This is a genomic window from Ochrobactrum sp. Q0168 (assembly GCF_016427605.1).
Classification (GTDB): domain Bacteria; phylum Pseudomonadota; class Alphaproteobacteria; order Rhizobiales; family Rhizobiaceae; genus Brucella.
This window is the reverse complement of record NZ_JAELXQ010000003.1, coordinates 174,679-198,520: the sequence shown is the minus strand read 5'-3', so window position 1 is coordinate 198,520 and position 23,842 is coordinate 174,679. Positions and strand designations below refer to the sequence as shown.

The window sequence follows — 23,842 nt, the reverse complement described above, 5'->3', positions numbered from 1 at the left end:
GATTGCCGGTTAAACCGGCCCCATCCGACGTTCGCGGATGAGGCCATAGCCGTTGCCGCCCATGATCGAGCCCGTCTTGCGCTTTTGATAGGACTGATAGGCGTCGATAGTTTGTGCCGCGATACGCGGCCAGGTGTAGTTGTCACGCACCAGCTTGTGGCCCGCCTCACCCATCCAGACCGCCCGCGTGGGATCGTCCAGAATCTGCATCAGCCCAGCCGCAACGGCCTCAGCATCAACAGCGCAGACCACGCCAGCTTCCGCCTCGGCGACTTCCGGAAAATGACAGGCATCCGTGATCACCACCGGCACCGCACAGGCGAGCGCTTCGGTTATGGCCAGGCTGAACCCCTCCTGCCGACTGGGCAGACAAAAGCAGGCCGCCCGTTTCAGCGCTGCGATCTTGTCTGGACCATAAAGACCGCCTACCAGATGCACACGCTTTCCCAGCCCATATTGGCGAATCTGCTCGCGAAAATCATATTCGGCACCACCATCCGGTCCTGCAACCACCAGATCGACATCCGGCAGGATCGGCGCAATCCGGCGATAGGCATCGGCCAGAATGTCGAGACCCTTCTTGTAATGCAACCGCGACAGAAACAGAATGAAGCGCCGGTTTGGCAGTTTCGCCACTGTTGCACTGTTTGCGCCGCTGACGTCGCCCTCAACTTCATTGAGAAAAATGCCATTCGGAATGATCAGGCTTGGCGGCTTCAGCCCTAATGGCCGCATCAGCTCGATTTCATCGCGGTTGAGCGCCTGAATGAAGGACGCACCATCCAGCATCCGGCGAAAGGCCAGCGCCAGCGCCAGCTTTTTCTTCCAAGACCGCTGTTGCATGCTCCACACATCGAGCATGCCGCAACAACAGATGCAGTAAGGCACACCAAACCGCCGGCACAGCATGGAAGCCCGCAGCAGATTGGTTTCCCAAACGCCGTGAAGATGCACAATATCCGCCGAGCGGATCAGTTGCGCCATGGCCTTTGCCGAGCGACTTCCCAGCAGCATTTCCCGCAAATCGGGCATGGGCAACAGAAGGGTATGGACCTTGTCGAAATCCGGTATGGTTTCGGCGGCCCTCGCGGCGCGGCGGTTCACGTCTTCGTCGCTATAGCTGACGATTGTCACTGTGTGCCCAAGTGCTGCCTGTGCCGCCGCCAGCCTGACAATCACGGCCTGCGGGCCGCCTTTGGCGGGATCGTAGGAACCGATGACGTGAACGATCTTCATGCCGCCAATCTCCGTGTGTGCTGCGAAAGCGCTGCAACAAGGCGCTCGCCATAACGCGCAACCGTATAATCAGCTGCGCGTTCGCGCGCGCTGTCGCTCATCCGTGCCAACATGGCCCGATTTCCAGCCAGTTGTTTGAGAATATCCCCCGTCTCGGCCACATCGCGTATCGGCACGATGTAGCCATCCACGCCGTGCCGCACAACGCTGCCGGTATTGTCCGTGCAAATGACCGGCAGGCCTGCAGCCAGCGCTTCATAGACGGCAGTGGCTGACCCTTCGCAGAGCGACGGCAACAGGAACACATCTGCCCATTCGAACTGCGCCTGCATTTCGCTGCGCGGGATCGGGCCGGTCAGCTCCACGCTAGCCGACAGGGCCGCTACCGCCTCCGGCTGCACATCAATCGGCCCGACCATGCGAAACTGCGCGATGTCCCGCACCGCCTTCGCAACAGCGCCGACATAAGGCGAGCCTTTGCGCAGTCCCACCGCGCCAACCGTCAGCACCCGCAGCGGCCCCGGCACGCGTGGCGACGGATCGAGCGGAAAGCGCTTGTCTACTCCATAGGGCACGACCACGACCTTATCCGGCTGACATCCGGCCTCGATCACATGGCGCGCCACAAATTCCGACGGACAGACCACAACGTCGGCAACGGCCCATTCGGCCCTTTCGCGTGCTGCAAAATCATCGGCATGCACATCGTCGGCAGCGGACACATGCCAGCCAGGATTAAGCACTTCCTCTTCGCAGGCCAGTTGATCAACCACGGTGCGCGGCGCAATCATCTGTTCCACGGCGGTCCATAGCCCGGCCTGCCGCGCGGCGGTCAGTTGTTCCAGCGCTTCGCCGCTGAAAGCATAAACTCCGCTCGCCCCGTGGAACCCGCTCCCCGCCACCAGCTGGCCGAACCTTTGCCCAGCCCATATGGCGTTGGCGGTTGATTTCGGCCCAGTTTGATTGGCAAGCCTGCGCACGGCCGAATGCAGGCCGAAGCCTGGAAAAGTCGTCATCCGCTCCTGCGGGATGCCTTGTGGCGCGCGTCCAATCAATCGCCGTACGGCAGTGGGAAGCATGGTTGGTGGCAACCCGTTCAACAGACGCGGCCAGCCCTGCAAGGCGCAAATGTCCGTATAAAAATGCGCGAGCCGCTGCCGGTCGGCAAAAATGCGTGGTACGGCATAATGCATACGCGCCCCAAGCTGGCTGACGACGATCGAACCATCCATCATAGAAGCTCTCCCGACTGGAATTTGCGATCCAGAACCGGCATTGCTGCTGGCACGCTTTTCTCTTCCAGCCGCCCCACCGCCGTTTGCCACATAGCCGCGCCATATTCGCGGGAATAGGCGGTTTCCATCAGATAGCGCGCATTGTTACCCATGGTCATGCGACCAACCGCCGAATGGCGCATATGCAAAACGGCTTCAACCAGACGATCCACTTCGCCCGGGCGCAGTGCTGCGCCACATTCGAAATCCCGAACGATGGAGCCTATCTCGCCATCGGGGTCGCCGATGAAGATCGTCGGACGCCCTGCAGCCAGAACACCGTAGAACTTGCTCGGCACGATACAATGTTCCAGTTCCGGCTTGAGCGAAACCAGATGCACATTGGCGGCACCGAGACTCTCGGAAAGTCTTTCGACCGGCTGAAACGGCTTCATCATCACATTTGTCAAACCGCGCCGTTTGACTTCGCTTTCGACAAAACCCCGTTGCTGCCCTTCACCGATCATAAGGAAAATGATGCTTTTCATATGTTTGAGCCGTTCGGCAGCATCGAGAACGGTCTGGAATTCATGGGCTCGCCCGAAATTTCCAGAATAGCCGATGACGAATTTGCGCCCCAGTCCCCATGCGCGGCGCAGCGGATTTTCCGAAGGCGCCACCGGCATGATCTCGTTGCGATCCGCCCAATGATGTACAACGCTCAATTTCTCGCGCGCTATGCCCGTTGAAGAGAGATAGCGCGACATGCGCTCAATCGGGCAGATCGTCAGCGCCGATTGGCGCATGGACCAGTTGCGCAGCGCCAGGGCCAGCCTTGCCGAAGCGCTGCCCGGTTTGACCAATCCAAGCTCGATCGCCGTTTCCGGGAAAAGGTCCATCCCCCAGTTGACGAGCTTTGCCCGCCGAAGCCGGATCGGCAGCGCCGCCGAAACCGACAGCAAGGGCGGATCGGTGCAAATCACGCAGAGATCGTCCTTGCGGGCATGGGTCGCGAACCAGGCTGCGGCGGAAAGATGGAACGTGGCATAGTCGCCCGCCCGTCCCGCTAGTTTCCCGCGGCCGAAGCCGGAGGTCCAGATGCGATGCACATCGACGCCGTCTATCGTCTCGCGCGCGGGCAAGGTCTTTTTGCGTTTGTCATGGAAACTGCGGCTGGCCAGAACCGCCGTTTCAATGCCCTCCCCCACAAGCGTCTGCGCGAGACTGGCGACCATGCGGCTTGTCGCCGACTGGTCCGGATAAAAATAGCGATTGGCAAGCACAACGCGCATCAGCCCCGTCTCCCGGCTTTTCGACCTCATGGAACCAGCATCGCAACAGCGGGTCGGTCATCGCAAGGAACCCAAAGGCATGGGCGGCACGCCAAGCGGGCGAAGTCCCTACCTCTTTGGGTGCATCGGCGCATAGCGGACGCCATCGCCGCTTCACCCGAAGAGGGTTCGGCGCAGCCGTTCTTGCCGTTTTGGAGCCGTTCTGCCGCGACACGAAATCGGTAAACATGCTCTCATGGATATTCTGGACGGAGGGCAGTCCCTTGAATGATAGATTGCACGATAGCTTGCATGACAATCAGCGTGAGAAAATCGCACTCATCATCGGCGTCACCGGCCAGGATGGCGCCTATCTGAGTGAGCTTCTGCTCAAGAAGGGCTATCACGTTCACGGTCTCAAGCGGCGTTCGTCCTCGTTTAACACCGCGCGTATCGACCATCTTTATCAGGACCCGCATGATGAGGACGTACGTTTTCGCCTGCATTTCGGCGACCTGACCGATGCCACCAATCTGTGCCGCGTCATTCAGGAAGTACGCCCCGACGAGATCTACAATCTCGGCGCGCAAAGCCATGTGCAGGTGAGTTTCGAGACACCGGAATATACCGCCAATACGGACGCACTCGGCACGCTCCGCCTGCTTGAATCCATACGGATTCTCGGCCTCGGCAAAACCTGCCGTTTCTATCAGGCTTCAACTTCCGAACTTTTCGGCAATTCCTCGCCAAATGCGCAGAACGAGCATACGCCCTTCACGCCGCAGAGCCCTTATGCGACGGCGAAGCTCTATGCCTATTGGACTACGGTGAATTATCGCGAGGCCTATGGTTTCCACGCCTCGAACGGCATTCTGTTCAATCATGAAAGCCCGCTGCGCGGCGAAACCTTCGTCACCCGCAAGATCACCCGCGCCGTCGCGGCCATCGAGCGCGGTTTGCAGGACAAGCTCCGGCTCGGCAACTTGAACGCCCGCCGCGACTGGGGCCACGCCCGCGATTACGTGGACGGTATGTGGCGCATCCTGCAGGAAGAGACCCCGGATGATTATGTGCTCGCCACCGGCGAGACCCATACGGTGCGCGAATTTGTCGAACATGCCTTCAAGGCTGTCGACAAGCAGATCGAATGGAAGGGCGATGGCGTGGAGGAAATCGGCATCGACCGGAAGACCGGCAATTGTCTGATCGAGATCGACCCGCGTTATTTCCGCCCGAATGAGGTGGATTTCCTGCTAGGCGACGCATCGAAAGCCCATAGCCGCCTTGGCTGGCAGCACACGACCGGCTTCGACAGCCTTGTTGCCGAAATGGTGGATTGGGATTTGCGCAATATCATGCGGGAGGCTGGGCGCAATGACTTCTATGGACAATGACGTAACCACGGAACCGGTCTATTCACTGGCCGGCAAAAAGGTCTTTGTTGCGGGTCACACCGGCATGGTCGGTTCAGCCATCCTGCGCCGTTTGCACGGCACGGATTGCGACATCATCACCGCCGCGCATAGCGCGCTGGACCTGACGCGTCAGGGACCGACGGAAAACTTCATCACGGGTCGCAGGCCAGACGTTATCATCATCGCCGCAGCCCGTGTCGGCGGCATTCTCGCCAATGCGCAGTCACCCGCCGATTTTCTCTATGACAATCTCGCCATCGGCATGAATGTTATCCACGCGGCGCACCAGACTGGCGTTGAACGCCTGCTCTGGCTCGGCTCCAGTTGCATCTATCCACGCGACGCAGCGCAGCCGCTGACCGAAGACGCCCTGATGACCGGGCCGCTTGAAGCGACCAATGAGGCCTATGCCATCGCCAAGATTGCCGGATTGAAATATGCCGAAGCCTGCGCGCGCCAGTTTGGTGACCGTTTCATCACGGCGATGCCGACCAATCTCTACGGCCCGAATGACAATTTCGATCCGAAGACTTCGCATGTGCTGCCAGCGCTGCTGCGCCGAATCCATGAAGCCAAGATCATGGGCGTCGAACAGGTGAGATTGTGGGGCAGCGGTACGCCGCTGCGTGAGTTCCTGCATGTTGATGATCTGGCCGACGCCTGCCTCCATCTCTTGCAGTTTCACGATGGGTTCGAGCCGGTCAATATTGGCTCCGGAGAGGAAATATCCATCAGGGATCTGGCGCTGCTGATTGCCCGTGTCGTGGGCTATGAGGGCCGGTTCGAGCATGATCTGAGCAAGCCGGATGGCACCCCGCGCAAGTTCCTCGATACATCCCGCATGGCCGCACTCGGCTGGAAGCCGCGTATCAGCCTCGAAGACGGCCTACGCGCCGTCTATTCCGCCTGGGTGGAAGCAAACGCTGAAGCGGTCGCGGCATAGAGGAACCATTTCCTCCATGATCGCCAAATGCTGAGGAGGCGCGCAGCGCCGTCTCGAAGCACGAGGGTTCCAGACGTGAACTGACTTACGACGGCGACGTGTTGATTTTGCTCATATCGAGTTCGATACGCAGAATATCGCCCGGTTTGATTTCCGTCCGCTCGTTGCCGACGATATCCTGAAACGCACCGTTCACGTTGCGGCTGATCGTGAAGATCAGTTTCTTGCGCATATCGGCTGACGAAATATTGCCGGAAGACTTGGCGATTTCCGCCATGGTTTGGATTTGCGCGCCGCTGCGCCGCTCCATCCGCGCCAGATTGAGATCGACTTCCTGCAAGCTGGTTGCCGCATCGCTGCGCCGGACTTCTTCCAGATTGGCGATGCGCTGCTGCACGGCGAGCTGGTTTTGCCGCGCCCGCGCCAGAAATGACGCCAGCTCCAGCGCATTACGCCGCGTAGCCGAAAGATCGCGTTCCTGATCACGCAAATTCGATTTGGCTGCGAGGCCGCGGTCGACCAGAGACCGGCTGGAATCGACATTTTCCTGCAATAGCTGGATTTCGGTATCATGCAGCTTGATGCTTTCCTGCAAGGTGCGGATTTCGTCGCCATAGCTTGCGACCTGCGCTTCCAACGCCTGCCGTTCGGCTTTCATATTGTTGCGGCGCACATCGAACAGTGTGCGCTCGCCCTCCAGCATGTGCTGCACCAGCCCTTGATCGTCTTTCGACACGTTCGACTGCTGCGACGGCGTATAGTCGAATTCGCCTCCCTGCAATTCCGCTTGCAGACGCGCCCGGCGGATAGTCTGGGCCGAAATCTGCAATTGCAGATCGGCATATTCCTGCTGGGCGGCGATCAGCTGCATACCGGCGGTCACGGCGGGCGCCTCGCCCTTGCCCGCGCCGCCGCCGAGCGCCATCAGTTCCAGCGCGACCATACCCGGCCTGTACTCATATTTGCCGGGCGTTTTAACATCACCAACGACAAAGACCGGCGCATATTGGTTGATTGTCGCCGTCACCGTCAGGCCCGGAATATGCTGCGACAGGGATGCGGCGATCCGCTCACTGATTTCAATCGTCGTCAGTCCCCGCACGGAAATGTTGCCGACGACCGGGTAACCAATATTGCCATCGACATCAACCGGATAAAGTCCAGTCAGGGAAGGCTGTCCATAAACGGTAACTTGCAGCACATCATTGGCTCCGACGCGGTAAATCTGCCCCTCGGCCAGCGCCATGCTGCCCGCACCGAGCAAGAGCATCGCGGAAAATACCGATGCGTATAAATGGCGAGCGATACGACGCCTATATGTGATCTTCGGCATAGCCCCTCTCCTATACCTGCCTTTGGGCCGAGTCCGGCGCGGGCTGGCGGCGGCGTTTGAAGAGCCCGGCCAGCAGGGCGCGACCCGTCGCCAGTGTGCTTGTCACCCGCCCGGCATAGATAGCCGGGGCTTGACTGACGACCGCGAGCGCGGGCTTACGCCCAAACGATGCCAGCGTCTGCACCAGCGCATTGGTTGCGCTGGAATCGCGCCGGTCATCGCTGACCACGAGCAGCGCCGTATCCGTGGCGCGCGACATCAAAACGGACCGCTTGTCTTCCTTGAAGGGCGGCAGATCCACCAGAATAATCTTGTGATCGGCGCGCAGCTGCCCGATCAGCCCTCCCAGCCAGTCGCCTTCCGGCGATGGACGGTGCGGTCTGATGATATCGATACCGGAGCCATGATCGTGGATCAATGCCGCGCCACTCAGCTTTTTGGCCGTAGCCGGTGGCTGCAAATCACCGATAGGCAACCCGAAAGCCGCGCAAAGACCAGACTGGCCGTTGGTCGCATCGATCACCGCTATCGATACACCGCTCGCGGCAAATTGTTGTGCGAGCGCGGTGATGACCAGAGTTTTACCATCAGCTTCGGACAGGGAAATCACCGACAAGGCAAGTGAATCGCGTCCCCGCGTCAAAACGCGCAGACGATCATGCACCGACTTGATCGCACGACCGAAGGCGCTGGCCGGGTCCAGCCCGCCATTGATCAGCAAAGGTACGGTCAGGCGCGGTGTATTGGGCAGCAGGGTTGCCGCCGGAATACCCGGCAAGGCCAGCGATGAAGTCTGCGCGGGTCTGATCCGGTCGAAGGTTTCCTTCAGCATCGTACCGGCAACAGCAAAAAGCCCGCCCAAGCCGATGCCGAGCAGCAGCCAGTTGATCAGTTTCGGGCTGGCCTTGGCCATGGCGGGTTCAGCGCTGGAAATAAGCTGCGCTTCTGCCGAAGCGATACCGTCCTGCTCGATCAGCTGTTTGTACCGCGTCAGATAACTTTCATAGACAACGCGACTGGCATTGGCTTCGCGGTCGAGCTGCGCTGCCGTCACCTGCGCCTGATTGGCGCTGGCAAGATCCGCTTCAGCGGCCTTCAACGCCTGTTCCAGACTGGACCGCCTTTGCCGGGCGATCTGGATTTCATTACCAAGGCTCTGCACGATCTGATCGACCTGCCCGGCAATCTGCTGTCGCAGGGCGTCGCGCTCTGCCGTCAAGACAGGAATCTCTGCGCTTTTCAAAGCGCCGTTCGATTGCAACTCCCCGAGCTGGCGCTCAACACGCGCCTCTTCATTACGCAATTGCTGGATCGCTGGTGAGGCCAGAACTTCTGCAAGCGCTGGCGCATCGCTGCTGCCTTTCAGCGCCTGCGCGGTTTGCAAGCGGGCTTCTGCGGACGAGACGGCCCCAGTTGCCGCGACAATCTCCGTATTCAAAGCCGCAACGCGCTGTGCCTGAAAGGTCATCTGTCCCTGATCGCCCGCCAGACCGGATTTCTGTCGGAAATTTTCAGCCGCCCGTTCGGCGGTTTCCAGATCGTTGCGCAATGTGACGAGCTTTTCGCCCAACCACTCACTGACGCGCTTGGCCGCCGATTGCTGGACATCGACCTGATGGTCGAGATAGGCATTCGCAAACGCATTGGCGACCTTTGCCGCATAGACCGGATCGGATGCTCGATAGGATATGAAAATCGTGTAGGAGCGACCGTCATTCGTAACCTGCAACCGCGAAAGCAGGAGATCGATCTGATCGCGCTCGCGCGCGGTCGCATCGCTATTCGGCGTGGCCGCTGGCGGCACCGTGACGCCATCCGCCTGCAGAATGTCGATCACCTTGCGCGCCATCATCCGCGAATTGATGATATCAAGCTCCGAGCGCAAAACCGGGCTATCCTGCGGCAGCGGTGTGATGGCGCTTTCGCTTGGAAGCGCTTGCAAGCGCCGCATGTCCAGAACAACCACCGCCTCCGAAACATAGGAGACGGGGGCATTCATATAGCCAAGGCAACCAGCCCCTATCCCCACCAGAACGGGTACAGTCAGCATCAGTTTTCTGCGTCTGACAGTATCCAGAAGGTCGGCAACCGGCTGCCGCGCGCTTCCTGACGAAACGTCGGAGATTATCACAACAGTGCTCCTTCACGGGAAGATCAGCTAGGACTTAACGTTGCCTACAGTTCGGAAAATGAGGTTTCCGAAGGGAAAAGCTCATTAATGATACAGGCGACTTCCGTGCGGTTGGTGACCTTGAGCTTCTTCATGATATTGCGAATATGCACTTTCACCGTGCTTTCCCGCAGTTTCAGCTCATAGGCGATGATCTTGTTGGCCTTGCCGCGGCGCAACGCATTAACCACCTCGGCCTGCCGCTGTGTGAACATGCCGCCCAAGGGCTGAATACGCTGCGCACCCGTTTCTGTTGCATGGCGCAACGCCAAAACACTGCTCGCTGGAACGAAGGTTCCGCCCGCCATGGCGAGCCGTAGCGCCTCGATACAGACATTGAGGTTGACCGACGTCGGGATATAACCCTTCACGCCATGCTCAAGCGCGCGGACGACCTGCGATATTTCTTCCTTGTCGGCAAGGATGATTACCGGCGCAGGCGCGCATTCGGCGACCAGAGATTTCAGATAATTGCCGACCGCCGGGTCGGATACTTTCTGCCCACCCACATTGAAGAGAACGGCGGACGCGGTCCGGCTGCGGCGCTGATGTTGCCACTGCTCGAAAGAACTGAAGGTTGCAATAGCCATGTCGGCGCAATTATTAGTGAGTCCATGCGCCAGACACTCACGATCCAACGCGCGGCTGTCTATGATGACAACCAGAGACTGTTCCCGTTCCTTGGTATAGTCACGCTGATCAGCAACGCGGCTCGCATACATGTTGCGAGAGTTGAGGCTCTCTTCCTTATCTTTGAACTGTGCAGAAATATTCATTTTAACGCCCTCTGAATCTTTTAAGAACGCAACCCTCTTCCATGCTTAACCTTCATTAAACACAGGGATTACATCATGTTCTATTTTATGATTGTATTCAGTCGCCCTAAGTTCTTTTATATATCTTATTTTCCTAAATTATTGCCGAACTCCCCTAGGCTGTCATTAACCTAGATTAACGGGCGAATAGAAATATGGTTTAGAGTGTATCCGTTATTCTACCCAATTAGTGGTAGAAAATGCCCCCTTGCCAAATTAGTGCCCCTCACGGAAGCTTGGTCACCGAATATGCTGCTTTTCGTGCAGGATGAACCGGGCAATCATCCTGATATCCAAACCACGCACCGGGCAACACCGATGGGGCTGAATAACGACGACAACACGCTGCTCAATCTTCTCAAGAAACCACCCATCGATGCGACCTTCGAGGCCAATGACCTCAATGTCTTGCGATCGATGCCGGTTTCGACCAGACACTATTCACCGCATACCATCATATCCAGACAGGGGGACTGGACGAATTCGGTGCTCATTATTAATAGCGGCTGGTGCTGCATCTATCGCGATCTGCCCAATGGCGACAGGCAGATTCTCGACTTTCCGATGAAGGGCGACCTGTTAGGTTTCCGTACGGGATTGGGCTTCAATTATTATACGCTGTTTTCCATCACCGATATCTCGGTATTGGAAATCAATCTCGATACATTGGTCGAAAACATGCTGAAATCGGCGCGACTGGCCATGGCCTTCATGGAAATGACGGCGCGTCAGCGCACCATCCTGCTGGAACATCTTATCAGTCTGGGACGGCGCGCTTCGGTCTCGCGCGTTGCGCATCTTCTTCTTGAACTTGGCTATCGTGCGCGGGCCAATGGCACCGGTGATGAAAACGGCTTTTATTGCCCCATCACCCAGAGCGAGCTGGCCGATGCGCTTGGCCTCACGCCGATCCACACCAATCGGATGCTGAGGGAACTGCGCGAGGATAATCTGCTGACCTTCCGGAACAATGAGGTGAAGTTCCTCAACCGGACGGCGCTCATGCAGATTTGCAGTTTCGATGAAAGCTATCTCGCTGCCAATATCTTTGCGAGCATTCACAAATCCAGCCGTTGATTAGCTTTGTCCGCCTTTCCGTCAGTCGTATTATCGCTCCTTTTTCTGACTGCGCGCACGCAGCCAGAAAATGACGAAGAAACCCAGCACGAAAACCACTGCGAAGATCGCTGCGGCAACATGCGAGCGCGCGCCCAATGCCAGCATGATGCTCGGCACAAAATAAGCGAGCACACCGAAGCCGATCAGGATGACGGCGGCGGCAATGGCCGGATGGCTTTTCTGCGGTTCAGCCAAGATTGCGGAACTCCTCAAACCTCTTTATCTGCTGGCCGTCACTATCAAAGTTTTCCGGTGCAAGCCATGCCTGATAGGCTTTCTTCAGTGCTGGCCATTCGCTGTCGATGATCGAATACCAGGCGGTGTCGCGGTTCTTGCCCTTGGCCACCATATGCTGGCGGAAAATGCCCTCGAACGTGAAACCGAAACGCTCTGCCGCACGTTTGGAAGGCGCATTGTCATTGTTGCACTTCCATTCATAACGACGATAGCCAAGCTCGTCGAAAATATATTGCATGAACAGAAACTGCGCTTCCGTTGCCGCAGGCTTGCGCGAAATCAGCGGCCCCCAATAGATATTGCCGATCTCGATCACGCCATGCGCGGGATCGATGCGCATCAGGGTCTGGCGACCGGCTACCTTGCCGCTGGCCTTGTCGATGACGGCGAAGAACAGCGGGTCCTCGCTTTTCGACACTTTGTCCAGCCAAGGCTCGAACTCTGCGCGGGTTGCGGGCGGAAATTCGAACAGCCAGGTAAAACGCTGGTCAGCGTCAGTCACCGACGACGCAGCAAAAAGCTCGTCGCCATGCTTTTGCGGGTCGAGCGGTTCAAGGCGGACATAGCGGCCTTCCAGCACTTTGCGTTCAGGTTTCGGGCGTGGCGTCCAGTTCTGCAAATCAGTCATATTGTTCTCCCAGTCCGCATGACAGGAGCATAAAAGCGGCGCCACGCAAACCAGATTATTGTAGCCGTTTCATTTTTCCCGAATGGCGGCGCGCTCGACCGAAACGGCCTTGACCAGCGCAACCATGCGGTCGCCTGCCCGCAAGCCGAGATCGTCCACCGAGCGGCGCGTCAGACGCGCTTCGAGATGCCGTCCCTGAAAATCAAGGAAGACCTGCGCATTTGGCCCCTCGCCTGCCTCAATACCTGTGATGATGACCGGCAGCACATTGCGAATGCTGATCGCATCCGGTGGCGTTCGCGCCAGCGAAACGTCGCGCGCCCGCACGCGCAAGCGCACATGCATACCCTGTTTCAGCCCCGTATCCGTCAACTGGAAAGAAGCCCCGCCAAGGTCGATTTCCGCGAGCTTGTAGCTTTCGTCATAGGACGCGACCGTGCCTTCCAGAAGCACGCCTGCTCCATCGCCTTCATCGATCAGCGGAAATATTGAAGCGGCCTCGCCGCTTGCCGTCACCATGCCGCCGGAAAGCAGCACGATCTCATCGGCAAGCCGCGCTACTTCATCGATCTCGTGGCTGACATAAACAATCGGCACATGGCTTTCGTCACGCAGCCGTTCGATAAAGGGCAATATTTCCTGTCGGCGCGCATGATCGAGCGAGGAAAGCGGTTCGTCGAGCAGCAATAGCGCCGGATCGGACAAAAGCGCCCGGCCAATGGCGACACGCTGGCGTTCGCCGCCCGATAGCGTCGATGGGTGGCGGTCGAGAAGCTGTTCGATGCCGAGAAGCGCCACCACCTCGTCGAAGTTGCGCGTGGCCTGTCGTTGCCCTGCCCAGCGCGCATAGGTCAGGTTGCGCTTGACGCTCATATGCGGAAAGAGGCGCGCCTCCTGAAAGACATAGCCGATGCGCCGTTTTTCCGGCGGCAGATCAATGCCCTTATCCGCGTCGAACAGCGCAAAATCGCCGACGGCAATACGCCCGCTTTCCGGGCGCAACGTTCCGGCAATCATCTTCAAAAGCGTGGTTTTGCCCGCCCCCGAATGGCCAAATAGCGCGGTCACCCCGCCGCCCGCTGCAAAATCGGCTTCGACGGCGAATTGGCCATTGCGGCCCTTGATGGAAACAACGAGCCCGCTCATTTGGCGTCTCCGGCCAGCCTGCGCTGCAACCATTCGGACAGCACGACAGCTATGATGGAAATTCCAGCCGATATGGCAATCAACCGGACGGCTTCAGCATCGCCGGATGGCGTCTGCATCAAAGCATAAATCGCAAGCGAGAGGGTTTGCGTCTCGCCGGGAATATTGGAAACGAATGTGATGGTCGCGCCGAATTCGCCGAGCGCCTTGGCAAAGCCAAGCACGGCACCGGCGAGAACGCCGGGGAGAAGCGGCGGCAGAATCACGGTGAAGAAGGCTACAAGCCTGCTGGCGCCCAATGTGCGCGCCGCTTCCTCCAGCCCGCGATCCAGCCCTTCGATCGACAGACGGATCGGACGGACGAGCAGCGGGAACGCCATGATACCGGCGGCAAGAGCGGCACCCGTCCAGCGAAAGGAAAAGGACAGGCCGAACCATTCCTGCAAGGGCGCGCCAAGCGCCCCTCGCGCACCGAACAGGATCAACAGCAGATAGCCCGTGACCACCGGCGGCAAAACCAGCGGCATGGTCACAAGCGCCTGCGCCAGAGACTTGCCCGGAAAATCGAACCGGGCAAGAAGCCATGCGACAAGGAACGCGACTGGCAGAGCGACGATGATGGCACTTCCGGCAACCCGCAGTGACAGCAGCACTATCGGCCAGACGCCAGCGTCCATCATCACTTAACCGCCTCCGCAGCGCCGACAAAGCCCTTGTCCTTGATGATCGCCTGACCGGCATCGCTTTCAAGGAAGGCAAGGAAGGCCTTGGCGGCATCGTTTTCATTCTTTTCAATCAGCGCAGCCGGATAGACAATCGGCGCATGGCTAGTTGCCGGGAACCGGTAGGCTTCTACCAGATCCGGCGCGGCAGCGCGGTCGGACGCATAGACGATGGCAGCCTTCACTTCGCCACGACTGACATATTGCAGGGCCACGCGCACATTCTCGGCGAACACGGCATTTTTTCCGACGTCTTTCCAGATATCGAGCTTTTCCAGCGCGGCCTTGCCGTATTTACCGGCAGGTACGTTGGATGGATCGCCCATAGAGAATCTGCCAGCGCTCAACAGTTCTCCGGCATCGGCTTTGGCCGTGTCCTTCTGCGTGGCGATCACCAGCGCATTGCCCGCGATCACCTTGCGCGACGCCTTGTCGATGGCACCGGCCTTCTCGACATAGTCCATCCAGTCGAGATCGGCGGAAATGAAAATCTGTGCCGGTGCGCCCTGTTCGATCTGCTTCGCCAGTACTGACGAAGACGCAAAGGAAGCGACCACTTCCGTGCCGTCCTTGTCCTTGATCTGCCTGGCGGCTTCTTCGATCACATCCTTCATGCTCGCAGCGGCAAACACCGTCACCTTTTCGGCGGCATGCGCAACCAAGGGGGTGCCAGCAGCAACTGTGATGAGAAATGCGGCTATAAGTTTTTTCATGACTACCCTCCATATTGCCCGCTTGAACGGACAAACACCATCATCCGCCGGAACGAACCGGCGTGCTTTTCCTTGCGATGATGGGTGTGATGGAGGCAAACGCGACCCGGATGCCGTCAGACCCTTGGCTCACACGGGCGTCCATGCAAAAGCCGCCCAAAATTCCGTAGCGAATTCAGATCGTTCCGAAATCGGAGCAACCTTAATGCAGTGCAAATTATTTGGCTAGCCCTTAAGACCGTTCAACTGCCGATATGCTTGCGCTGTCCACGTGCTTTGGCAAGCCCGATCTGCTTCTGGCGCTCGGCAAAACGGGCGCGGTCTTCCGGCGTGCGCTCGTCGTAGCAACCGGCGCAGGAAATGCCTTCCTCGAAAAACTTCGAGAGCTTGTCTTCCGGCGTGATCGGACGACGGCAGGCGCGGCAAAGCTCCACGTCACTTTCGATCAGGCCATGGCCAACGGCAACGCGTTCGTCAAAAACAAAGCACTCGCCGTTCCACATGCTTTTTTCCTGTGGGACTTCTTCGAGATATTTGAGAATTCCGCCCTTCAGATGGAAGACATCGTCAAAGCCGAGGCCCTTCACAAAGGCCGTCGCCTTTTCGCAGCGAATGCCGCCGGTGCAGAACATGGCGATCTTCTTGCCTTCCAGCTTGTCGCGGTTCTGCTCCACCCATCCCGGAAACTCGCGGAAGGTCTTGGTCTGCGGGTCGAGAGCGCCTTCGAACGTGCCGATCGCATATTCATAATCGTTGCGCGTATCGACAACGACCGTGTTTTCGTCGGCAATCAGGGCATTCCAGTCCTGCGGCGCGATATAGGTGCCGACGCTTTTCAAAGGATCGATGCCATCGACGCCCATGGTAACGATTTCCCGCTTCAACCGCACCTTCATGCGATGAAAAGGCATTTCGCTGGCATGGGAATATTTCAGTTCGGGCTGGCTGAGCCCCGGAATGGCAGTGATATGCTGGACGAGCTTTTCAATCGCCTCGGCTGTGCCGGCCACCGTACCGTTGATGCCTTCGGCAGCCAGAAGCAGCGTTCCCTTGATGCCATTTCCGCAGCAAAGCTGAGCCAGCGGTTCACGCAGGCTTTCATATTGCGGCAATGGCGCAAAGCAATAAAGGGCGGCGACGGTAAAGGGCAAATTGCTCATCGTTTGTGTCTTCTTTGAAAATCTACCCCGCAACTAATCCCCGAGCACCGATAATTCAAGACTACTTTATCCTCATGCCCTCCAGATGCGGCGAAAATCCCCTCGAAGACCACCGTCGAAGAGGAGAAATGCATGTTTGACAAACAAACCATAGACGCGATGACTGCCATGGCGAAACAGGCGCAAATCGAACCGGCAGCGTTGCTGGCGGTTGCGGAAGTGGAAAGCTGCGGTCGCGCGCTTTACGATGTGGATGGACACAAGGAACCCGCCATCCGCTTTGAAGGGCACTATTTCGACCGCAGACTTTCCGGGCGTATTCGCGACTATGCCCGCAAGAATGGCCTGTCCGCACCGGAAGCTGGCAAGATTGCCAATCCGAAATCGCAACGCGATCGCTGGGTTCTGCTGGAACGCGCCATGGGTCTCGACAAGAAGGCCGCGCTGGAATCCACGTCCTGGGGATTAGGTCAGGTGATGGGCGCGCATTGGGAATGGCTGGGCTTTGCTTCGGTCGATGCGCTGGTGGCTGAGGCACGCGGATCGGTTGCCGGTCAGGCGCGGTTGATGCTGCGCTTCATCGAAAAGGCGGGTCTCGTAGACGTCATGCGCGCCTGCGACTGGCGCGGCTTCGCTAAACGCTATAATGGCCCTTCCTTCGCCCGTAACAATTACGATACGCGCATGGCCGCTGCCTATCAGCGCTGGCAGAAACAGCTGGGCACTTTGCAGACTGCAGCGTGAAAACAACTTGTCCCGGCTGTGGACAAGTGAGCCTCATATATTTAAATCGATTTATCGAATTCCATGCATGTCCATTTTTGCGGAATCGTTGCACATTCCGCAGAATATGCCGAAATACTCTAACAGCCGAGCGAGCCGATGCCCCAGAAAACCGATCTTCTCGTACCTGTCATGAAAGGCCAGCCGGTTATCCCGGTGCTGCTGATCGACAAGGTTGAACATGCCGTACCGCTGGCGCGCGCACTGGCCAAGGGCGGTCTGCCCGCCATCGAGATCACCCTGCGCACGGCTGCGGCTCTGGAAGCCATTCGCGCTGTGGCGGATGAAGTGCCGGAAGCCATCGTGGGTGCCGGGACGATCCTCAACGCAAAGCAATATGAGCAGGCGGCAAAGGCCGGTTCGCGCTTTATCGTCAGCCCCGGCGCGACGAGGCAGATCATCGACGCCGCCAATGATAGCGATGTTCCGCTTCTGCCTGCCGCCATCACGCCGAGCGAAATGCTGACGCTGCGCGAGGAAGGCTACACGCATCTGAAATTCTTCCCCGCCGAACAGGCAGGCGGCGCGCCTTTCCTGAAAGCGCTCTCCTCACCGCTGGCCGGAACCTCCTTCTGCCCAACGGGCGGCATCAGCCTTGCCAATGCGAAAACCTATCTCTCGCTGCCGAACGTTGTTTGTGTCGGCGGATCGTGGGTTGCACCGAAGGAGCTCGTGGAAGCGGGCGACTGGGACGCCATCACCGCGCTTGCAAGCGATGCTGCGCGCCTGAAAGACTGAGCCTCAAAATTGACCATTAGAGCGCGTTTCGATCTGATTGGATCAAATCGGCGCTCTAATTCTTTGTTTCACGCGCATCTTTTCCGAAAACCGTTTCACACTTTTCGGGATGCGCTCTAAAAAAAGGGGCCTTCGCGGCCCCTTTTATTTGATCTGTTATCGTTGATCAGTTGGTTGCGGTGAATTTTGCGACCGTCAGGAAGGTCACCGCATTGCCGCTGAACTTGTTGGCGCGTTCGCTTGGCAGGTCGCCCTGCTGGAAGCCAGCCGTGTAGACCATTGCCGGAGCGGTACGCAGCGCATCGTTACGCAGAACCGGGTTGGTGACCGGAGCCTTCTGCGCCATGGATTCCGACGACATCGCCATTTCCGCATTATGCACCGCTGCCGGCTGAACCACGACACGCGGCTTTGCCGAAGACGCCTTGGCAACACGACGCGCACCCTTGGCAGTGGTGCGAACACCGGTATCGACCGCTTTGCCAACCGCGACCGGCTGCTTTGCACGAGCGACGGCAGGTTCAACCGGCGCTGCGACTGGTGCCAGAGATGCTGTCTGAACCGGAGCTGGCTTCAACTCCACCTTGGCGACCGGCTCGGAGTCGTAATCGTCGCTCGGCGGCGCGATCAGTTCGCCGATCTCATCCTTTTTGGACAGCATTGCGAGCTGGGTATCAGCCTCGACGCGCGGAGCCTGCTTCGGAAGCGGCAAAGCGCCCACCTCACCAGGATTCGTTGGCGAAGAACCAGCACCGGCGGCGGCCACGGCATCGTTCTCATGATTGCTGACCAGAGCAGCTATGGCATCCTGACCGGAAGCGGCAGGCTGTTCGCCCGGGCGTTCCGGACGCTGCGACGGGATGACCGAGGCCACAAGCTGTGCCTGTGCATCGTCACCTTCAAGCTGCGGACGCGCTGATGGGATCGGCACGAAACCGTTCATGAGCGGCGAAGCATCGGCCACCTGCGTGGCATCGGGATTGGCGGCGGCAAGCGCCACGGCATCCTGCGGCGCCATTTCAGGCTTGCGCGCCGGGATCGGCACATTCATCGCCACAACAGCAGCGCCCTGATCGGCAACATTGCCGGTCTGCGCCTGAGCTTCGAGAGATTGCGGGTTCAAACCAGCTTCAGGACGCGGAGCTTGCATCGGAACCGGCGCTGCACGTGGCGGCAATGCAGCCACCATCGTTTCGGTCGGCTGGGTTGGGGCTTCTTCTTCCGGCGCAGCGGCTGGAGCCTGCTTGGCCGGAGCCGTCGCGCGGGCCGGACGCGCCGTCGCCGGAGCGGCGACATCGCCATTATCTTCTTCTTCGTCAGCGCCGCCGCCAAAGAGCGCGCCAAACAGCGTCTTACTCTTGCGTGTCGACGTGGAATTGCTGGCGACCATGATGTCACCACCACCGCCGGCCTTGCGCTTCTCGATCATGGCCAGAGCCTGCTCATAGCCCGGCAACGGCTTGCCATCTGCAGGGAGGTGAGCGGTCTTGCCATCCGGGAACAAGGCCAGCAATTCGCGACGGCTCATGCGCGGCCAGGAGCGGACATTGCCGACATCCATGTGCACGAAAGGCGAGCCGGAGCGTGGATAATAGCCGACGCCGCCGATCTGGTAGCGCATGCCGATGCCGCGCAGCTTAGCCAGATTGACGCCCGGAATGTAATAATCCATGGCGCGGCCAAGCATATGCTGGCTCTTCTTGGCGACGCCGCGCGTGCTGGAACGCAGCATGGCGTTGGTCGCTGGAGAGCGATAGGCCGATACGACATTGATATATTCGCGCGAGCCGGTGGACTGATAGACCTGCCAGACCAGATCGAACAGGCGCGGGTCCATCTTGGTCGGCTCATTGCGACGCCAATCACGCAGGAAGACGTTCAGGCGCTTCAGACCTTCGGGCACGTAGCGGCCGTTCTTCTTGAAGACGATTTCCGCCTTTTCGCCGGTATGGACGTAATAAAGCTTGAGGGAACGGGTTTCAGCCGAAGCCTGCGTTGGGCTACCCATCAGGGCAATTGCCGCCGCAACAAGGGAAAACGAGAGAGACAGACGCGCCTTCGCACCAATCCGGGTTTTATTCCAGACATTCGCGAAACGCGCTTTCATAGTCGATATGCTGTTCATCGAATCGTATCGCCTTACCGTTTTGTCCGCCCCCAGAGGCTACAAGTTCGAAACTCGCGGCAACTGTCAGTCACGACAGTTGCAATTGGTCTCGTCCGCAGCTCTCTTTCCAAGTGACCTTTTCTGAGCGCCGCACGAAATCCGCTTCGTTCCGCCATAGATCCAATTGTCGGATTTAATGGTTAATGGACGCTTAGTGAACAACAAATGCGGAGACACCATGGCAAAAAAGACACAGGAGCGCATCTATTTTCGCTATGGTAAAAAAATTATTAACAGTCTTTAATCGGCAACAGTCGACCTGACCTCAAAAGAGAGAGGATTAGAAGTTTATAAAATTCAATAAGTTAAGCTGATTTTACTATCCTGCAGTACGCCTGAAAGGTGCATTAACCCCATCATGGCCGTCATCGAATCCCTTGCCGGATATGGAGGTCACATCAATGCCATATTCCTTGAGCTTGCGGTAAAGCGTGGTTCTTCCGATCCCCAAACGACGTGCAACTTCACTGATTTGCCCATCGTAATGCGCCAGTGCGAAGCGGATCATCTCTTCTTCAGCAGCAGCAAGCGTTCGCACTTCGCCTTCGGCATTCATGCCGCTGATAACACCGGGGGTTGCGATGGCGGATACGCCACCGGCATGCGTCAGCACCCTGGGGCCCGCGTGGGATGCACCCGTCCAGCCCTCAGCATTGCCCATCAGCTCGGCGAAATCGGCCATGGTCAGCTCGCGGGTTTCACACAGCAAGACGGCCCGAAACACCGCATTCTTCAGTTCGCGCACATTGCCAGGCCAATCATAGACCCGCAGCCGTTCCAGCACATGGGGCGCAATGCCAGTGATATGACCGCGCCGCTCTTCGCTTGCAAAGCGCATGGTAAATTGATGCAGCAGGATCGGAATATCCTCCGGCCTGTTGCGCAAGGCGGGAACCGGCAGCGTGAATGACGCCAGCAATTGGCCAAGTCCCGGATGGAACCGGCCCATATGGACCAGATCATTGAGCGGCTGCGTCGTGGACGCCATGACCCGCGCATTGAAAGGGTATTGAATGCCCGCCGCCTCGAACTGTCCCGTTTGCATGGCCGAATAGAGCCGCATCTGGGCATGGCGCGGCAGAAAGCCGACCTCATCCAGATAGAGCGTGCCGCCATCGGCACTCGCCAGCTTGCCGAATACGCCATCCGGCCCAGCGATCGCAGAACCGCCCATGCGTGGCTTTTCAGGCGCACCGAACAGGATCTGCTCCACATTGTCCGATGTCAGCGTGCGGCAATCGACGGTGATAAATGTTTCGCGCCATCGCGCGCCAGCGCTGCAAATGGCGCGGGCCAGCGTTTCCTTGCCGCTGCCCGGTTCACCGTCCAGAAGAAGCGGCGCGTCGAGCGCAGCCGCCCGTCTTGCGGCGACCATCGCCCGCTCCATATCCGGGCTTCTGGCAATGATGTCGGAAAGCGGGAAATGCGTTCTGAGCGAGCGGTTGCGCCGCACTTCATGGGCAAGCGCATCGAGTTTGAGCGCGTTGGAAATGGAAAGCTGAACGCGCTCAGGCACCACCGGCGTGGTGACGAAATCCACCGCACCAAGCTTCACCGCCTGCAAGGCCCTATTCAGGTCTTCGCCCTGGACCAGCACGATCACCGGAATAGTCACGCCCGCATCACGCATTTTGGCGAGGACGCTGAGACCGTCCATGTCCGGCATGGCCATGTCGAGCAAGATCAGCGCAATATCCTTGCGCTGCGTCACGAAGCCAAGCGCACCACTGCCCCCGTCGGCCAGGATCGTGCGATACCCCATGCGCTGGACCATCGCTTCAATATTGCGTCGGTGAATCGGATCATCATCCGCTATGAGAATGCGCGTGCCCATTAAAAGCTTTATTCAACCTGTGGAGTTCCCGCGCCCGGACACATTAAACAGTTTAAAAATAGAACAAAGTTTTACGCTCCAGGCGCGCTATTTGGAACCAGACCGCTAACAATTGCAAGACCTTAAAACAGTATCTGACGTTAGGTTCACAAAATTTTTGGCTAGAAAACACTCATTGCTTGAAGCGCACAAAAAGTAATCGCGGAAGTTACTGGCATTTTATTGGTGTCTTACATAACCCCGGCCACACCGCTTTATTGTGCCTCTTGGCGTGTCCGACAAGACATGCGAGAAGAAGGCCAATAGGAGAATGCAATATGACCCGCTTTTCAAAATCTGTTTCGTTCGACGCACTTCTTCACCAGGCCGTTCTGACACCGTCCGGTGACAGCGCCGCTGCCGCAAAGACCGATCTCGGCAAGTTGCCGGAATGGAATCTGGCCGATCTTTACCCAGCGCCGGACAGCCCGCAGCTCAAGGCCGATATCGAAAAGGCCATGAAGGATTCGGTCTCGTTCGAAGAACGCTGGAAGGGCAAGCTTGGCGCGGAAGCCGCCAAGGCAGACGGTGGCAACTTTGCCGATGCGATCAAAGAATTCGAAGCGCTGGACGAGTTGTTGGGGCGTATCGCCTCCTATGCCGGGCTCTATTATTACGGCGACACGACCGATCCGAAGCGCATGAAGCTTTTTGGCGACGTGCAGCAGAAGTTGACCGATGCCAGCACGCATCTCATCTTCTTCAGTCTCGAACTGAACCGCATCGAGGACGCAATTCTCGACAAGGCGATGGATGCCAATGCGGCCATCGGCCATTATCGCCCGTGGCTCACCGATCTACGCAAGGACAAACCCTATCAGCTGGATGACAAGCTGGAACAGCTTTTCCATGAAAAGTCGATCACCGGTTTCGGCGCATGGAACCGCCTGTTCGACGAGACGATGTCGGGCCTGCGCTTCGAGGTCGACGACCAGGAACTGGCCATCGAGCCGACATTGAACATGCTGCAGGACGCCGATGGCGCGGTCCGCAAAAAGGCTTCCGAAGCGCTGGCCAAGACATTTGGGGCCAATCTGCGCACGTTTACGCTAATCACCAACACGCTGGCCAAGGACAAGGAAATCTCCGACCGCTGGCGCGGTTTTGAGGACATTGCCGACAGTCGCCACCTCGCAAACCGCGTCGAGCGCGAGGTTGTGGATGCGCTGGCCAAGGCGGTCGAAGAGGCCTATCCGCGCCTTTCGCACCGCTATTATGCGCTGAAGGCCAAGTGGCTCGGCCTCGACAAGCTGGAAAACTGGGACCGCAACGCGCCGCTGCCGGAAACCCCACAGGCGCTGATTTCGTGGGATGAAGCGCGCGATACCGTGCTTTCGGCCTATGGCAATTTTGCGCCGGAAATGGCAGCGATTGCCAAGGAATTCTTCGACAAGAACTGGATCGACGCGCCAGTTCGTCCCGGCAAGGCGCCGGGCGCTTTCGCGCATCCGACCGTACCGTCCGCGCATCCTTATGTGCTGCTCAACTATATGGGCAAGCCGCGGGACGTGATGACACTTGCCCATGAGCTTGGCCATGGCGTGCATCAGGTGCTGGCTGGCGGTCAGGGCGCACTGATGGCGTCAACCCCGCTGACGCTCGCCGAAACCGCCTCGGTCTTTGGCGAAATGCTGACCTTCCGCTCCCTTTTGGAGCGGACGAAGGACAAGCGTGAACGCAAGGCCATGCTGGCCCAGAAGGCCGAAGACATGATCAATACGGTCGTGCGCCAGATCGCCTTCTATCAGTTCGAGCGTCGCGTACACACCGAGCGCCGCGAAGGCGAATTGACGTCAGAGCGCATCGGCGAAATCTGGATGGATGTGCAGCGCGAAAGCCTTGGCGATGCCGTGCGGCTCAATCCGGGCTATGAAACCTTCTGGACCTATATTCCGCACTTCATCCATTCGCCATTCTACGTCTATGCCTATGCTTTCGGCGATTGTCTGGTGAACTCGCTCTATGCCGTCTACCAGAATTCCGAAAAGGGCTTTCAGCAGAAATATTTCGACATGCTGAAAGCGGGCGGCACCAAGCATCACACGGAACTGCTGGCGCCGTTCGGTCTTGATGCAACGAACCCGAACTTCTGGAGCAAGGGCTTGTCGGTGATCGAAGGCATCATCGACGAACTTGAAGCCATGGAAGACTGAGGCGAC

At 58.3% G+C, this 23,842-nt stretch carries 20 protein-coding genes; 6 read left to right on the top strand and 14 right to left on the bottom strand.

Annotation, left to right across the window (positions count from 1 at the left end; translation table 11 throughout):
* Positions 1-9: 9 nt before the first annotated feature.
* The 3 genes from JAU75_RS09000 to JAU75_RS08990 are packed head-to-tail and all read right to left on the bottom strand — an operon-like array spanning position 10 to position 3,742.
* Complete coding sequence (locus JAU75_RS09000; RefSeq protein WP_199056174.1) at positions 10-1,236, bottom strand: glycosyltransferase; 1,227 nt, start codon at positions 1,234-1,236, stop codon at positions 10-12.
* Positions 1,233-2,468: a glycosyltransferase family 4 protein gene (locus JAU75_RS08995; protein WP_199056320.1), complete on the bottom strand. Its 1,236-nt coding sequence runs from the start codon at positions 2,466-2,468 to the stop codon at positions 1,233-1,235. The genes JAU75_RS09000 and JAU75_RS08995 overlap by 4 nt, the downstream gene beginning before the upstream one ends.
* Positions 2,468-3,742: a glycosyltransferase family 4 protein gene (locus JAU75_RS08990; RefSeq protein ID WP_199056173.1), complete on the bottom strand. Its 1,275-nt coding sequence runs from the start codon at positions 3,740-3,742 to the stop codon at positions 2,468-2,470. Before JAU75_RS08990 ends, JAU75_RS08995 begins: the two co-directional genes overlap by 1 nt.
* A gap of 287 nt (positions 3,743-4,029) precedes the next feature.
* Between JAU75_RS08990 and gmd the strand changes: the two genes are divergently transcribed.
* Both gmd and JAU75_RS08980 read left to right on the top strand, forming a co-directional pair.
* Positions 4,030-5,115, top strand: a complete 1,086-nt coding sequence (gene gmd, locus JAU75_RS08985) for a GDP-mannose 4,6-dehydratase (RefSeq protein ID WP_199056319.1) — start codon at positions 4,030-4,032, stop codon at positions 5,113-5,115.
* Positions 5,105-6,079, top strand: a complete 975-nt coding sequence (locus JAU75_RS08980; RefSeq protein ID WP_199056318.1) for a GDP-L-fucose synthase — start codon at positions 5,105-5,107, stop codon at positions 6,077-6,079. Before gmd ends, JAU75_RS08980 begins: the two co-directional genes overlap by 11 nt.
* 85 nt (positions 6,080-6,164) lie before the next feature.
* On the opposite strand, the gene JAU75_RS08975 is transcribed toward JAU75_RS08980, so the two are convergent.
* The 3 genes from JAU75_RS08975 to JAU75_RS08965 are packed head-to-tail and all read right to left on the bottom strand — an operon-like array spanning position 6,165 to position 10,358.
* On the bottom strand, positions 6,165-7,412 hold the full coding sequence (locus JAU75_RS08975) for a polysaccharide biosynthesis/export family protein (RefSeq protein ID WP_199056172.1): 1,248 nt from the start codon (positions 7,410-7,412) through the stop codon (positions 6,165-6,167).
* A gap of 10 nt (positions 7,413-7,422) precedes the next feature.
* Positions 7,423-9,543, bottom strand: coding sequence for an exopolysaccharide transport family protein (locus JAU75_RS08970; RefSeq protein ID WP_199056171.1), 2,121 nt, complete (start codon positions 9,541-9,543; stop codon positions 7,423-7,425).
* 44 nt (positions 9,544-9,587) lie between these two features.
* A complete protein-coding gene (locus tag JAU75_RS08965; protein ID WP_199056170.1) occupies positions 9,588-10,358 on the bottom strand; it encodes a response regulator transcription factor in 771 nt (256 codons plus the stop codon).
* Between the two features lie 357 nt (positions 10,359-10,715).
* Here JAU75_RS08965 and JAU75_RS08960 point away from each other — a divergent pair, with 357 nt between their 5' ends.
* Complete coding sequence (locus tag JAU75_RS08960; RefSeq protein ID WP_199056317.1) at positions 10,716-11,474, top strand: Crp/Fnr family transcriptional regulator; 759 nt, start codon at positions 10,716-10,718, stop codon at positions 11,472-11,474.
* Between the two features lie 30 nt (positions 11,475-11,504).
* Here JAU75_RS08960 and JAU75_RS08955 read toward each other — a convergent pair whose 3' ends face one another.
* The 6 genes from JAU75_RS08955 to JAU75_RS08930 form a co-directional block, all read right to left on the bottom strand.
* Positions 11,505-11,711: a hypothetical protein gene (locus tag JAU75_RS08955; protein ID WP_078339220.1), complete on the bottom strand. Its 207-nt coding sequence runs from the start codon at positions 11,709-11,711 to the stop codon at positions 11,505-11,507.
* The gene (locus tag JAU75_RS08950) at positions 11,704-12,381 is read right to left on the bottom strand and encodes a GNAT family N-acetyltransferase (protein ID WP_199056169.1); all 678 of its coding nucleotides are present in this window, start codon (positions 12,379-12,381) and stop codon (positions 11,704-11,706) included. The genes JAU75_RS08955 and JAU75_RS08950 overlap by 8 nt, the downstream gene beginning before the upstream one ends.
* Positions 12,382-12,450: 69 nt before the next feature.
* A complete protein-coding gene (modC, locus tag JAU75_RS08945; RefSeq protein WP_199056168.1) occupies positions 12,451-13,527 on the bottom strand; it encodes a molybdenum ABC transporter ATP-binding protein in 1,077 nt (358 codons plus the stop codon).
* Complete coding sequence (gene modB, locus JAU75_RS08940; protein WP_210339257.1) at positions 13,524-14,207, bottom strand: molybdate ABC transporter permease subunit; 684 nt, start codon at positions 14,205-14,207, stop codon at positions 13,524-13,526. The genes modC and modB overlap by 4 nt, the downstream gene beginning before the upstream one ends.
* A complete protein-coding gene (gene modA, locus JAU75_RS08935) occupies positions 14,207-14,962 on the bottom strand; it encodes a molybdate ABC transporter substrate-binding protein (protein ID WP_199056166.1) in 756 nt (251 codons plus the stop codon). Before modA ends, modB begins: the two co-directional genes overlap by 1 nt.
* A 242-nt stretch (positions 14,963-15,204) precedes the next feature.
* Positions 15,205-16,122, bottom strand: coding sequence for a rhodanese-related sulfurtransferase (locus JAU75_RS08930; RefSeq protein ID WP_199056165.1), 918 nt, complete (start codon positions 16,120-16,122; stop codon positions 15,205-15,207).
* Between the two features lie 132 nt (positions 16,123-16,254).
* Between JAU75_RS08930 and JAU75_RS08925 the strand changes: the two genes are divergently transcribed.
* Both JAU75_RS08925 and JAU75_RS08920 read left to right on the top strand, forming a co-directional pair.
* Complete coding sequence (locus JAU75_RS08925; protein WP_199056164.1) at positions 16,255-16,866, top strand: N-acetylmuramidase family protein; 612 nt, start codon at positions 16,255-16,257, stop codon at positions 16,864-16,866.
* Positions 16,867-17,004: 138 nt separating this feature from the next.
* Positions 17,005-17,643 carry a 2-dehydro-3-deoxy-phosphogluconate aldolase gene (locus tag JAU75_RS08920; protein ID WP_199056163.1) on the top strand — a complete coding sequence of 213 codons (639 nt, stop codon included), beginning with the start codon at positions 17,005-17,007 and terminating at the stop codon, positions 17,641-17,643.
* Between the two features lie 166 nt (positions 17,644-17,809).
* On the opposite strand, the gene JAU75_RS08915 is transcribed toward JAU75_RS08920, so the two are convergent.
* Positions 17,810-19,750: a DUF882 domain-containing protein gene (locus JAU75_RS08915; RefSeq protein ID WP_199056162.1), complete on the bottom strand. Its 1,941-nt coding sequence runs from the start codon at positions 19,748-19,750 to the stop codon at positions 17,810-17,812.
* A gap of 379 nt (positions 19,751-20,129) precedes the next feature.
* Positions 20,130-21,644, bottom strand: coding sequence for a sigma-54 dependent transcriptional regulator (locus JAU75_RS08910; protein WP_199056161.1), 1,515 nt, complete (start codon positions 21,642-21,644; stop codon positions 20,130-20,132).
* 317 nt (positions 21,645-21,961) lie between these two features.
* On the opposite strand from JAU75_RS08910, the gene JAU75_RS08905 reads away from it, so the two are divergent.
* Complete coding sequence (locus tag JAU75_RS08905) at positions 21,962-23,836, top strand: M3 family oligoendopeptidase (protein WP_199056160.1); 1,875 nt, start codon at positions 21,962-21,964, stop codon at positions 23,834-23,836.
* The last annotated feature ends 6 nt before the right edge of the window (positions 23,837-23,842 follow it).